This window comes from Bacillus massiliigorillae, assembly GCF_000380245.2.
GTDB lineage: Bacteria > Bacillota > Bacilli > Bacillales > DSM-1321 > Bacillus_AD > Bacillus_AD massiliigorillae.
On the sequence record NZ_HG428751.1, the window covers coordinates 1 to 12955 of the forward strand.

The window sequence follows — 12955 nt, forward strand, 5'->3', positions numbered from 1 at the left end:
GTTTTTACAACTATAGAAGGAAAACTCTATAAAATGAGATATTAAATAATCATAAAAGAAATATGTAATAAACAGATACGAAAAGCCACCTTGGAAAATATATTGAAATATCTTTAAGGTGGCTAATACATTTTCTGTTTTGTTTATTTAAATAGGAAAGTAAACGTAAAAGTTATTACATAAATATAAATTCATTTTCCTCTAGTAACCATTTACTTATTAAAAAAGGGCCCTTATACAATGTTACGTTAAGAAACTTTTGTATAATTGGAAAGTCCTCATTAGGATTTGTTTTCATGAGATCTAGCCACCATTCTGTTTCATAGCGAGCAATCATACTCAAATTATAAAGTAATAAGTAATGAATAAGAATCTCACCTAAATAAGGACAATGCGAATTTTGAGAGAGTGAGAAATGAAAGTTTTGTGTAAACAAATTAAAGCGAAAAGGATGATTATAGTTATAGGAAAAAGGTCGGTTAATATGAAAATAGAGCTTTTGCTTTTCTTCTTTAACATCCAGCGTCAGTTTAAAAGATTTTTTGAGAAGGGTTTCTAGTCTTTCATCACTCATATGTAAAGTGTCTAATATTTTATTTGTTGTTTGATATGTAGTAGCTGTTATCGCTGTTAATGGGTAGCTTCTTTCCTTATTAAAGAATAGTAATTCATTATAGAGCTCAGGTATCTGAACGAGGAGATCATTCATGATGATTCTTTCTCCTTCAATTTGCTTCGTTAAAAATAATTTTTCACTCAAATGGCTATATAAACCACTTTTCTGAATCTTAATCTCATCTTTTAAAAATTGGTATTGTTGTTTTTTTCGCTTTCGGGTAGTGACTCCATGAGCTAATAAAGAAGTGGAGCTAGGGTAATTTGGATCTACCGTAAGTAAGCAGGCCTTTAGCAATTGTATATATCCATAGAACAGCAGAACTGGTTTAATTGTAAGGGGGGCAATCTCTGCTTGTTTATAGTATGTTTGGGCGTATTCTAAGTAGTATATAAATGTAGGGCAGTTTTGGAAGCTAAGCGACTCGCTATCTTTATGAAGAAGCTTCTCATAACAAGATTTTAAATATTTTTGTGTCGATGACGCAGAATAAAAAAGGGAAATAGTACTCCAAATTTCATCTAAATAATTCATTTATTATTTCCTCCTTAAGAAGTTTGAAAAATCAAACTTTTTCATTCTTTCTTGACAGTATTTTGTCCAATTGATAACCTACTAATAATATTTTCAATCGGGAGGGTAAAAGTATGTGGGAGAATAAATTCGTAAAAGAAGGATTAACATTTGATGATGTATTGTTAGTCCCTGCTAAGTCAGAAGTTTTACCCAAGGACGTAAATGTTTCTGTTAATATGACTGAAACACTTAAGTTGAACATTCCTATCATTAGTGCTGGAATGGATACAGTAACAGAGGCTGATATGGCTATTGCTATGGCTCGTCAAGGTGGTCTAGGTATTATTCATAAGAATATGTCGATTGAACAACAAGCAGAGCAGGTTGATAAAGTTAAACGCTCTGAGAGTGGTGTTATTACAGATCCTTTCTTCTTAACTCCAGATCATCAAGTATTTGATGCAGAACATTTAATGGGAAAATACCGCATTTCAGGTGTTCCAATCGTTAATAATGAGACAGAACAGCAGTTGGTAGGTATTTTAACAAATCGTGATTTACGTTTTATTAGCGATTACTCTATGCGCATTCATGAAGTAATGACTGCGGAGGATTTAGTAACAGCTCCAGTCGGCACAACGCTTGAGCAAGCTGAAAAAATTCTTCAAAAGCATAAAATTGAAAAATTACCACTTGTAGATGAACAAGGTATTCTGAAAGGTCTTATCACGATTAAGGATATTGAAAAGGTAATTGAATTCCCGAATTCAGCAAAAGATAGCCAAGGACGCCTTCTTGCAGGTGCTGCTGTAGGTATTGCAAAAGATACAATGAAACGTGTTAAAGCACTTGTTAAGTCGAATGTAGACGCAATCGTAGTTGATACAGCACATGGTCACTCAGCAGGTGTACTGAACATCGTTAGAGAGATTCGTGAAGCATATCCAACTTTAAACATTATCGCTGGTAACGTAGCGACTGCTGGAGCTACAAAAGCTTTAATCGAAGCTGGAGCTGATATCGTTAAGGTAGGTATTGGACCTGGATCAATCTGTACAACTCGTGTCGTTGCAGGTGTAGGTGTTCCACAAATTACAGCCGTTTATGATTGTGCTACTGAAGCAAGAAAACACGGTAAAACAATTATTGCCGATGGTGGTATTAAATATTCTGGTGACGTTGTTAAAGCGTTAGCGTCTGGTGGTCACGCTGTTATGTTAGGAAGTCTTTTAGCTGGTGTAACAGAAAGCCCTGGCGAAACAGAAATTTACCAAGGTAGAAGATTTAAGGTATACCGTGGTATGGGTTCAGTTGGAGCTATGGAAAAAGGATCAAAAGATCGCTATTTCCAAGAAGATAATAAAAAGTTTGTTCCTGAAGGAATTGAAGGACGTTTACCTTATAAAGGACCTTTAGCAGATACATTGTATCAATTAGTTGGTGGTATTCGCGCTGGTATGGGATACTGTGGTACAGCAAACTTAGAAGAGTTAAGAGAGAACTCTCAATTTGTTCGTATGACAGGTGCTGGTTTAAGAGAAAGTCATCCACATGATGTTCAAATTACGAAAGAAGCACCAAACTATTCAATGTAATGATAAAGTACTAAAATAGACAGAGCGGTTTTTCTCTGTCTATTTTTTTTGTTTTTTTTATGCTAAACTAGACAAAGTGTGAGTGGAAAATAAGAGAAATAAGATGGATCATTATATGCAGTGGAGGTATGGAAAGTTGAAAAAAATCAGCCAGATTACTCTGATTTTCACATTACTTGTAACGCTTGTATGTTCTCAATTTGCAGTGAATATTTCACCTGCTCAAGCATCTGGAAATGATCCTCTAGGATTAAAAGCAGAAGCTGCTATTCTATTAGATGCAAAAACAGGTAAAATTCTGTATGAGAAAAATGCAGATAAAGTTCTAGGCGTTGCTAGTATGTCAAAAATGATGACAGAGTATATTGTTCTTGAATCTATTAAAGAAGGCAAAATTACTTGGGATCAAAAAGTAAACATTAATGAGTATGTTCATAACCTATCGAAAGCACCAGGGTTATCAAATATTGGTTTAACGCAAGGTGAGTCGTACACAGTTAAAGAATTATACCAAGCAATGGCAATCTTCTCAGGTAATGCAGCAACAGTTGCTTTAGCAGAAGTCGTTGGTGGTAGTGAGAAAAACTTTATCACTTTGATGAATAAAAAAGCTAAAGAACTAGGATTGAAAGATTATAAATTCGTTAACTCTAGCGGTTTGAATAATAGTAACTTATTAGGTCAAATTCCTGCTGGTGGACCGAATGAAGAGAATGTCATGACAGCTCGTGATATGGCAACTCTAGCTTTCCGTTTGTTACATGACTTCCCTGAAGTATTAGAAACATCAAGTATGTCTAAATTAAAATTCAGAGATGGTAAAGAATATCCGAACTTTAACTGGATGTTACCAGGTTTAATCTTTGAATATGATGGTGTAGATGGACTGAAGACAGGTTCGACAGATTTTGCAGGCTATGGATTTACAGCGACTGCAAAACGTGGCGACCAACGATTTATTTCAGTAGTTATGAAGTCTACTTCAAAAAATGAGCGTTTTACTGATACAACTAAAATTCTTGATTATGCATTCAGCACATTTGATACTGAAAAAGTAGTAAAGAAAGATTATCAACCTAAGAAGCAAGGAACAATTGCTGTTGATAAAGGTAAAGAAGATCAAGTAAAACTAAAAACAAATAAATCAATTGATTTAGTAATTGAAAAAGGTACGGCGAAAGATTACAAGCCTGTAGTCGTAATCGATAAGAAGAAACTAAATGAAGATGGAGAGCTTGTAGCTCCAATCAAAAAAGGTGAAAAAATCGGTTATGTAACTGTACAATCTGAAACAAATAACTATGGCTTCTTAACAAAAGATGGTGAAAAGCTAGCAAGTGCTGATCTTGTAGCTGCGGAAGATGTAGAAAAAGCAAACTGGTTTGTTTTATCTATGCGAGCAGTAGGCGGATTCTTCGGCAATGTATGGGATAGCGTTTCATCTATGGTTAAAGGCTGGTTTTGATTAAAAAACTCTCTATCTTAGATAGGGAGTTTTTTGTCGGTGTCTAGCCTTACGCCAGCGGCAAGGCTCCTTTTTACTTTGAAGTAAACAAGAAGTAAAAAGGACCGGTGATGGTTTTTCTGGTTGGAGAGTATAAAAGGGTTGCAACTAGGAAAAAAATATAGTAAATTGAAAACAAAATTAATATCCTTTAAAGCATTGAGAGGAAATAGTAACATATGTTGTAATCCGTAGAGAGTCGGTGGTTGGTGCAAACCGATGATGCAGCTGTGTGAATCCGTCCTTGAGTGGAGTGTGGAACGCCTACATTGATAGGCTATTAAATACTTTCGGCTAAGAAGCCGTTATTCTTTTAAGTGAAAAGCAGTATGGTGCTGTTTTTAACTAGGGTGGCAACGCGGGTAACTCTCGTCCCTTCTTGGGATGGGGGTTTTTTTGTTGTCTATTTTAGGGTATGTGTATAAAAAACTACGTTATGAGCTAACAAGAAGGAGGAAATTAGAATGTTGGATTTGAAATATGTCCGCGCTAACTTTGAAGAAGTGAAGAAGAATCTTCAATGTCGAGGTGAAGATTTATCTAGTTTAGATCAATTTGAGGAATTAGATAGCAAGCGTCGTGAACTGATTGTTCAAACAGAAGAGTTAAAAAGTCGTCGTAATGAGGTTTCTCAACAAATTTCTATTATGAAACGCGAGAAACAAGATGCAGATCATGTTATTAAAGAAATGCGTGAAGTAGGCGATAAGATTAAAGTATTAGATGATGAACTACGTGGAGTAGAAGAAGCATTAGAGCAATTAATGTTATCTATCCCTAACATTCCTCATCCAAGTGTACCTGTTGGTGACAGTGAAGATGATAATGTAGTAGCTAGAACATGGGGAGAGATTCCTCAATTTGATTTCGAGCCTAAGCCACACTGGGACGTTGCAGACGGTCTAGGAATCCTTGATTTCGAAAGAGCAGCAAAAGTAACTGGAAGCCGCTTCGTGTTCTATAGAGGGCTAGGAGCTCGCTTAGAACGTGCTTTAATTAGCTTTATGTTAGACCTTCATGTAGAAGAGCATGGTTATACAGAAATCATGCCACCATACATGGTTAATCGTGCAAGTATGACAGGTACGGGCCAATTACCAAAGTTTGAAGAAGATGCGTTCCGTATTGAGAGCGATGATTATTTCTTAATTCCAACTGCTGAAGTTCCTGTAACAAATATGCACCGCGATGAAATCTTAAGTGCAGAAGATCTACCGGTTCGTTATGCAGCGTATAGTGCTTGTTTCCGTTCAGAAGCTGGATCTGCTGGACGCGATACGAGAGGATTGATTCGTCAGCACCAATTCAATAAGGTTGAACTTGTTCAATTCGTAAAGCCAGAAGATTCTTATGAAGCATTAGAGAAGCTAACAAACAATGCAGAGAAAGTTCTTCAATTGCTTGGTTTACCATATCAAGTATTAAGTATGTGTACAGCCGACCTAGGATTTACTGCTGCGAAAAAATATGACATTGAAGTTTGGTTACCAAGCTATGGTGTATATCGTGAAATTTCTTCTTGCAGTAACTTCGAAGGTTTCCAAGCAAGACGTGCAAACATTCGTTTCCGTCGTGACGCCAAAGGTAAACCAGAGCATGTACACACATTGAATGGTTCAGGTTTAGCAATTGGACGTACAGTTGCTGCTATTTTAGAGAATTATCAACGCGAAGATGGAAGTGTTGTTATTCCAGAAGTTTTACGTCCATATATGGGTGGAAAAGAAGTTATTAGTAAATAATATTCTTAGAGGTTATTTTGTTTTTATACAAGATAATCTCTTTTTCAGTATAAGAAGAGAAGAAAGAACACATAGTAATACTAGAAAGAAAAACATTCTCATATTTTATTGACGTTCATAATAGTATATGCTATATTATTAATTGTTCTTAATTGGATATGGAGGTATACCCAAGTCCGGCTGAAGGGATCGGTCTTGAAAACCGACAGGGGCTTAACGGCTCGCGGGGGTTCGAATCCCTCTACCTCCTCCATTATTTTATAATTAAACCCAGCGCATAAATGGGATTGTGAATCGTTACTGATGTAACGATTTTTTTGTTGTCTTAATGGAATAATCATAATAAAAAAGGTCACTGGTTTCTTAACCGGTGACCTTTTAATTATGTCTAGCTCCAGCCCTAGTGTCTCTTCGAGTATCCTTTATCCTCAGTCGAAGGGTTCTAGTTCATGAGAGGCTAGACCAGACGCTTCTGCTTTTTTATTAATACGTCTTACGTAATGATTGCGTATGTTTTAAGAAATGACCAACGCGTTCAACGATTGGCTCAATAGACTGTTCGTCATTCACTAAATCATAATCATTAATGTTTAATCGTAAAACAGGGCATGAGTTAAATTGATTAATCCAGTTCTCGTATCTAGTATGCATCTCTTCCCAATACTCGATAGGCGTTTGCTGTTCCATTGGACGCCCACGCTCTTTGATTCTACCTAGAATGTCATCTAGTGAACCTTCTAAGTATATGAGTAGGTCTGGATGTGGAAAATATGGCGTCATAACCATTGCTTCAAATAAGCTCGTATAGTTTTCATAGTCGACCTTTGTCATCGTACCTTTTTCGAAGTGCATTTTTGCGAAGATACCTGTATCCTCGTAAATGGAACGATCCTGAATAAAGCCGCCTCCATATTCAAAGATACGTTTTTGCTCCTTAAATCGTTCTGCTAAGAAGTAGATTTGTAAATGGAAACTCCAACGTGAGAAATCTCCGTAAAATTTATCTAAATAAGGATTTAAATCTACTTTTTCGAAAGAAGTGCGGAAATTTAAAGCCTCTGCTAGTGAATTAGTAATCGTTGATTTTCCAACTCCTACTGTTCCGGCGATTGTAATAACTGCATTCTTCGGTATATTGTATTTCTCTCTTAGATTCATAGTTGTTTTACTCCTTTATGAAGCTGATCCTCGATTTGATTGATAATCGTTTGAAGATCATGTTTATTCTTAACGAAATCCATTTCGTCTCCGTTAAATTGTAGTACAGTAACCTCTGGATGCTTTTCAATGAATTGTTCCATGAAGTTTTGATAGTCTATTGTCAGTTGTTCTAAATAAAGAGGGCTAATATTCTTTTCAATTTCTCTTCCTCTTTTTTGAATTCTTGCTAATAGCGTATCAAGGCTGGCATTTAAATAAATGACCATATTGGGAGCTGGCATATCTTCTGTAAGGATATTAAAAATATTGAGGTATTTATCATATTGAGCGTTCTTTAGGCTTCGCTGTGCAAAGATTAAATTCTTAAATATATGATAATCTGCAACGACTGGCATTTGATTAGATAAGAACTTGGTTTCAATATCTTCAAGTTGCTTATATCGATTGCAGAGAAAGAACATTTCCGTTTGAAAGCTCCACTCATCAATATTTTCATAAAATTTCCCTAGAAATGGGTTTTCATCTACAATTTCTCGTAGAATTTTATATTGAAAATGTTCAGAGATGGCTCTCGATAACGTGGTTTTTCCGACTCCAATCGGCCCTTCTACTGTAATAAAAGGTGTGTGATTCATGATTTACTCGGCCTCCTGGTTCATTGAGGGTTTTATGGCTCCTGTTATTTTAACATACACTTTTTATTCCGGAAGCTAAATTATACAAGAAAAAAAGTTGCAAATTTTAGTAGCGATTATCTAACTGAATCATCTCACTGTTACGGATGTCTGCTTTTAAGACATTTTTCATCATCGTTATGGCGTATTTATTATCTTGGATATCGGCAGATGCAATACAATTTTGTGGGCAATATAATGTGAACTCACGCATATAAGCGTCGTTTGCAGTAAAAAGTACACATATATTACCCGCGATTCCGGTCAAAATGAGTTCCTTTACTTTTAGATGAGCAAGTAATGTATTTAAAGAGGTACCGAAAAATGCTGAGTGCTTTGGTTTAATGAGGAAGAAATCCTCATCTGTAGGCTCGATTTGATCAATAATTTCTTTATTGTCTCGATTACGACATTGGTCGGTGATTTTTTTGAAATTAGCTTGCCATAGATTATAATGATCATTGATGTATATAGTGGGAATGTTCGCTGCTTTGGCTTTCTGTTTTAGTTGAAGAAGTGGTTGTAATATTTCATAAGTGTGTTGCAAGAGTTGGTCGCCGTGCTCGAATTGAAAGTCATTAATCATATCAATAATGAGTAGCGCTCTTGTGGACTGTTTAAGTTTGTGCATGAGTATTCCCCCTTTTGAGATTTTCTAATGCTATTAGTGTGTTATGATTTAGACGATTTAGTCATTAAAATGTAAGGAGAGCTTTCTTGATGAGTACAGAAGATATAAAGTTTATGAAGGCGGCTTTAGAGGAAGCAGAGAAAGCGGGTCAATTAGGTGAAGTTCCAATCGGTGCTGTTCTTGTGCTGGATGGAGAGATTATTGCTAGAGCTCATAACTTAAGAGAAACTGAACAAAGTGCCACTGCCCATGCTGAATTAATGGTTATTGAAGAAGCGTGTAAAAAGCTTGGTACGTGGAGATTAGAAGATACAGTTCTATATGTCACCCTAGAGCCATGTCCAATGTGCTCTGGAGCTATTATCCTTTCGCGTGTGAAAAGAGTCGTATATGGAGCATCAGATCCAAAGGCAGGGTGTGCGGGAACATTCATGAATTTATTAACAGATGAGCGCTTTAATCATCAAAGTGAAGTGTGTGCTGGCGTGTTAGAACAGGAGTGCGGTAATATTTTAACAGCTTTTTTTAAAGAGTTACGGAAGCGTAAGAAAGAAATGAAACAGAAAAATAAACAGTTGGATAAAGATGCAACAATTAACTCTTAGTAAGATGTTGCTTTTTTAATCAAATATAGATATACTTGAACATGTGTCAGTTATGACGCACTTTAATATTGGTATCATTTTTGCCGTACTAGGTGGGGAGGTAGCGGTGCCCTGTACTCGCAATCCGCTCTAGCGAGACTGAATCCCTTCTAGAGGTTAGTATGCTGTAGGGTCTGCCTTTTGCAAGTGGTGTTGACGCTTGGGTCCTGCGCAATGGAAATCCATGAACCATGTCAGGTCCGGAAGGAAGCAGCATTAAGTGGAAGCTTCCATGTGCCGCAGGGTTGCCTGAGCCGAGCTAACTACAAAAGTAACGCTTATGGCAGCTAATCGACGGAAGGTGTACGGCAGTAATTTATTATATAAACACAAGAGGATGAGGTGTTCGATAAGAGCATTCATCCTCTTTTTGTATAAAGTTAATGTTTTTTCATTGTCTTTTTGAAATGACGAAATTAATTCATGTATAATGATAATGATTATGTAAAAGGAGGGCCTACCGTGGGATATCAAGCGCTGTATAGAGTTTGGAGACCACAGCAATTCTCTGACGTGATCGGACAAAAACATGTTACGAAGACGATGCAAAATGCTCTCGAGCAAGAAAAGATTTCCCACGCTTATTTATTTTCAGGACCTCGAGGAACTGGGAAAACGAGTGTTGCGAAGATACTTGCTAAAGCAGTCAATTGTGAAAAGTCACCTACGAGAGAGCCGTGTAATGAATGTCCATCTTGTTTAGGAATTACTGATGGCTCTATTTCAGATGTAATTGAAATCGATGCTGCTTCCAACAATGGAGTAGATGAAATTAGAGATATACGAGATAAAGTCAAATATGCACCAAACTCAGTACGATATAAAGTGTATATAATAGATGAAGTACATATGCTTTCGACCGGAGCCTTTAATGCGTTACTAAAAACATTAGAAGAACCGCCAAAGCATGTTATTTTTATACTTGCTACTACTGAGCCTCATAAAATACCACTTACGATTATTTCTCGCTGCCAAAGGTTTGATTTTAAACGAATTGGACCTGAGGATATTGTAGAGCGTATGCAAACAATTATTGGTAATACGGGAAATGCATGTGATGAACAGGCACTATATATCATTGCTAGGGCAGCTGAAGGTGGAATGAGGGATGCACTTAGCTTGTTAGACCAAGCTATATCCTTTAGTACGAATGAGAAGGTAACTGTAGAAGATGCATTAACAGTGACTGGATCTGTTTCACAAATTTTTATAAATGATTTAGTGCATGCCATTCATCATAAAAATGTTTCTGAGGCGCTTCGTTTGTTAAAAGAACTTTTAGCATTAGGAAAAGACCCAATTCGTTTGATTGAGGATTTAATATTATATTTTAGAGACATGCTTCTTTATCAAGTATCACCCCAATTAGCCGACTCATTTGAACGAGTGGTTGTGGATGACCAGTTTAAAGAACTAGCGGGACAAATGCACGAACAATCTATTTATCAAATGATAGATGGTTTAAATAAAGCACAACAAGAAATGAAGTGGACGAACCATCCACGTATTCAACTTGAAGTGATGTTAGTTAAGTTATGTCATAATAAGACAGAAGTAGCACATGCTAGTCAGGATTTAGAACAACTTACCATGAAGATTAGTCAGTTGGAATCTGAATTACGATTATTGAAGACAGAAGGAGTAGCTATGAAAGTAGATACACCATCAGCTCCTTCGCCTTCCAAAGCGGTGAAAAAGAAGACATATAAAGCACCGGTTGGAAAGATTAATAATGTGTTAAAGAATGCAACGAAGCAAGATTTACAAGTGGTAAAAAATCATTGGAGTGACTTGTTATCAACGCTCGGTAATCAGAATATGAAATCTGTAGCTGCGTTATTGAGTGGCTCTGAACCTGTTGCTGCATCTAATACAGCATTTGTGGTAAAATTCAAATACGATATTCATTGCGAGAAAGTTATGCAAAGCAATCAATATCTCGAGAAAATCGCTTCTGTATTAATGCAATTGGTAGGAAAACCATTGACGTTGGAAGGTATTCCAGAATCTCAATGGCAGCAAGTTCGAGAAGATTTTCTAGCAATGCAAGATTCTCCTGAAGAAGATAACAATCAACCAAAAGAAGAAGATCCTATTATTGCTGAAGCAAGAAAGCTAGTTGGCGATGAATTATTAGAGATTAAAGATTAAATTGGAGGTTTTTATATTATGCGTGGTATGGGTAATATGCAAGGTATGATGAAGCAAATGCAAAAAATGCAAAAGCAAATGGCGAAAGCTCAAGAAGAGCTAGGAGAAAAAAGAATTGAAGGTACGGCAGGTGGCGGTATGGTAGCCGTTACTGTTTCCGGTCACAAAGAAGTTATAGAAGTGAAAATCAAACCTGAAGTTGTTGACCCAGATGATATCGAAATGTTAGAAGATCTAGTATTAGCTGCAACAAATGATGCTTTGAAGAAAGCAGAAGAACTAACAGCTTCTACTATGGGTCAGTTCACTAAAGGATTAAATCTTCCAGGGATGTTCTAGGAGGCAACTATATGCACTATCCTGAACCTATTTCCAAATTGATAGATAGTTTTATGAAATTGCCGGGTATTGGTCCTAAGACTGCCGCCCGGCTCGCTTTTTTTGTACTTGGTATGAAAGAAGATACGGTTTTAGATTTTGCTAAGGCGTTGGTCAATGCGAAGCGTAATTTATCATACTGTTCGGTTTGTGGACATATAACTGACCAAGATCCGTGTTATATTTGTGAAGATAAGCGTCGAGACCGTGATGTAGTTTGTGTTGTACAAGATCCGAAAGATGTTATTGCTATGGAGAAGATGCGTGAGTATAACGGACTTTATCATGTGCTCCACGGTAGTATATCACCTATGGACGGAATTGGACCTGAGGATATTAACATTTCTGATTTAATTAAACGATTACAGGATGCGACAATCCAGGAGGTTATATTAGCTACGAATCCTAATATTGAAGGTGAAGCAACGGCTATGTATATATCTAGATTGCTTAAACCTTCAGGAATTAAAGTTACAAGAATTGCGCACGGTTTACCTGTTGGAGGAGACTTAGAGTATGCGGATGAAGTAACTTTATCTAAGGCTCTTGAAGGACGGAGAGAGTTATAATATTTGAGAGGGTCATGTTCTATGTTGTTTCGGCGAAAAGGTAGGCTTCGTAAAGAATATGATGAGAAGTTACTACAACAATTAGAAGATCTTAAGCAGAACTGGATTCATCAAAAAGAGCTATTAGAAATATGTTTAGATCCGAATGATGATGTAATTATGGAAGCAAAAATGGCTGAGATTAAATACTTTTCATTATTTAAAGAAGCAAAAATAAGAAATGTATCTAAAAAACTTTAGGGAATTCCCCTCCTGTTATAGGTTCTGAAAAGCTATCCTATAGCATAGCTTGTACTAGTGAGCTATTAACGAGGGGAGTTTTTTTATGGATCCGGTTATTATTATTTCTGTTATTGTGGGCCTGATTTTACTTTTGTTATTTTTAGGAGCTTCTTATAAGCCATTACGTATTATTGGGAATATCGCAGTGAAAATTGTGATTGGGGCCATGTTATTGTTTTTTTTGAATGCTTTTGGCAGCAGTATCGGTTTGCACGTACCAATTAATGTGGCAACAGCTGGAGTAGCTGGGTTATTAGGGATTCCAGGAGTATTTACTTTAGCAGCCCTACAATATTGGGTTGTATAAGAGCGATGTGAATGATCTTAATTTATATACTAAAAAAGTTTTAAAAAAGTATTGACGATATGTTTAATTGAGTGGTATATTATTAAAGTCGCTTCGGAGCGATGAAAAAACATTTTAAAAAACAGTTGATTTGAAACAAACTATATGGTAAGATATAAAAGTTGTTTCAAACAACCAATCGTTCA

General features: G+C 36.4%; 13 protein-coding genes, 1 tRNA gene, 1 other RNA gene and 1 other annotated feature. Of the genes, 11 read left to right on the forward strand and 4 right to left on the reverse strand.

The genetic code is table 11. The features are described 5' to 3' along the window. Positions 1-175: 175 nt before the first annotated feature. Positions 176-1150 carry a YaaC family protein gene (locus TX86_RS25510; protein ID WP_042353310.1) on the reverse strand — a complete coding sequence of 325 codons (975 nt, stop codon included), beginning with the start codon at positions 1148-1150 and terminating at the stop codon, positions 176-178. Positions 1151-1263: 113 nt separating this feature from the next. Here TX86_RS25510 and guaB point away from each other — a divergent pair, with 113 nt between their 5' ends. The 4 genes from guaB (at position 1264) to TX86_RS25530 (ending at position 6226) form a co-directional block, all read left to right on the forward strand. Then, positions 1264-2727 (forward strand): IMP dehydrogenase, encoded by a 1464-nt coding sequence (gene guaB, locus TX86_RS25515; protein WP_042353311.1) that lies wholly within the window; start codon positions 1264-1266, stop codon positions 2725-2727. A gap of 136 nt (positions 2728-2863) precedes the next feature. Then, complete coding sequence (locus TX86_RS25520; RefSeq protein WP_042353313.1) at positions 2864-4192, forward strand: D-alanyl-D-alanine carboxypeptidase family protein; 1329 nt, start codon at positions 2864-2866, stop codon at positions 4190-4192. Between the two features lie 189 nt (positions 4193-4381). Beyond that, positions 4382-4611: a binding site (T-box leader), on the forward strand. Positions 4612-4695: 84 nt separating this feature from the next. Next, on the forward strand, positions 4696-5973 hold the full coding sequence (gene serS, locus TX86_RS25525; RefSeq protein WP_042353315.1) for a serine--tRNA ligase: 1278 nt from the start codon (positions 4696-4698) through the stop codon (positions 5971-5973). Between the two features lie 160 nt (positions 5974-6133). Further along, positions 6134-6226: transfer RNA gene (locus tag TX86_RS25530), tRNA-Ser, on the forward strand. Between the two features lie 230 nt (positions 6227-6456). On the opposite strand, the gene TX86_RS25535 is transcribed toward TX86_RS25530, so the two are convergent. The 3 genes from TX86_RS25535 to TX86_RS25545 all read right to left on the reverse strand — a co-directional run bounded on the left by TX86_RS25535 (position 6457) and on the right by TX86_RS25545 (position 8439). Then, on the reverse strand, positions 6457-7131 hold the full coding sequence (locus tag TX86_RS25535) for a deoxynucleoside kinase (RefSeq protein ID WP_042353317.1): 675 nt from the start codon (positions 7129-7131) through the stop codon (positions 6457-6459). Further along, positions 7128-7769 (reverse strand): deoxynucleoside kinase, encoded by a 642-nt coding sequence (locus tag TX86_RS25540; RefSeq protein WP_042353318.1) that lies wholly within the window; start codon positions 7767-7769, stop codon positions 7128-7130. Before TX86_RS25540 ends, TX86_RS25535 begins: the two co-directional genes overlap by 4 nt. 106 nt (positions 7770-7875) lie before the next feature. Continuing rightward, positions 7876-8439 (reverse strand): cysteine hydrolase family protein, encoded by a 564-nt coding sequence (locus tag TX86_RS25545; protein WP_042353319.1) that lies wholly within the window; start codon positions 8437-8439, stop codon positions 7876-7878. An 89-nt stretch (positions 8440-8528) separates the two neighbouring features. On the opposite strand from TX86_RS25545, the gene tadA reads away from it, so the two are divergent. From tadA to TX86_RS25575, 7 genes are all read left to right on the forward strand, one after another. Then, on the forward strand, positions 8529-9044 hold the full coding sequence (gene tadA, locus TX86_RS25550; protein WP_042353322.1) for a tRNA adenosine(34) deaminase TadA: 516 nt from the start codon (positions 8529-8531) through the stop codon (positions 9042-9044). A gap of 83 nt (positions 9045-9127) precedes the next feature. Further along, an RNA gene (gene ffs, locus TX86_RS26525) (signal recognition particle sRNA large type) lies at positions 9128-9392 on the forward strand. A 153-nt stretch (positions 9393-9545) separates the two neighbouring features. Next, positions 9546-11234, forward strand: coding sequence for a DNA polymerase III subunit gamma/tau (dnaX, locus tag TX86_RS25555; RefSeq protein WP_042353324.1), 1689 nt, complete (start codon positions 9546-9548; stop codon positions 11232-11234). 18 nt (positions 11235-11252) lie between these two features. Next, positions 11253-11573 carry a YbaB/EbfC family nucleoid-associated protein gene (locus tag TX86_RS25560; protein ID WP_042353327.1) on the forward strand — a complete coding sequence of 107 codons (321 nt, stop codon included), beginning with the start codon at positions 11253-11255 and terminating at the stop codon, positions 11571-11573. Positions 11574-11584: 11 nt separating this feature from the next. Further along, positions 11585-12181: a recombination mediator RecR gene (recR, locus tag TX86_RS25565; RefSeq protein WP_042353329.1), complete on the forward strand. Its 597-nt coding sequence runs from the start codon at positions 11585-11587 to the stop codon at positions 12179-12181. A gap of 21 nt (positions 12182-12202) precedes the next feature. Continuing rightward, a complete protein-coding gene (locus TX86_RS25570; RefSeq protein ID WP_042353331.1) occupies positions 12203-12421 on the forward strand; it encodes a YaaL family protein in 219 nt (72 codons plus the stop codon). Between the two features lie 85 nt (positions 12422-12506). Next, on the forward strand, positions 12507-12770 hold the full coding sequence (locus TX86_RS25575; RefSeq protein ID WP_042353333.1) for a pro-sigmaK processing inhibitor BofA family protein: 264 nt from the start codon (positions 12507-12509) through the stop codon (positions 12768-12770). Positions 12771-12955: the final 185 nt, after the last annotated feature.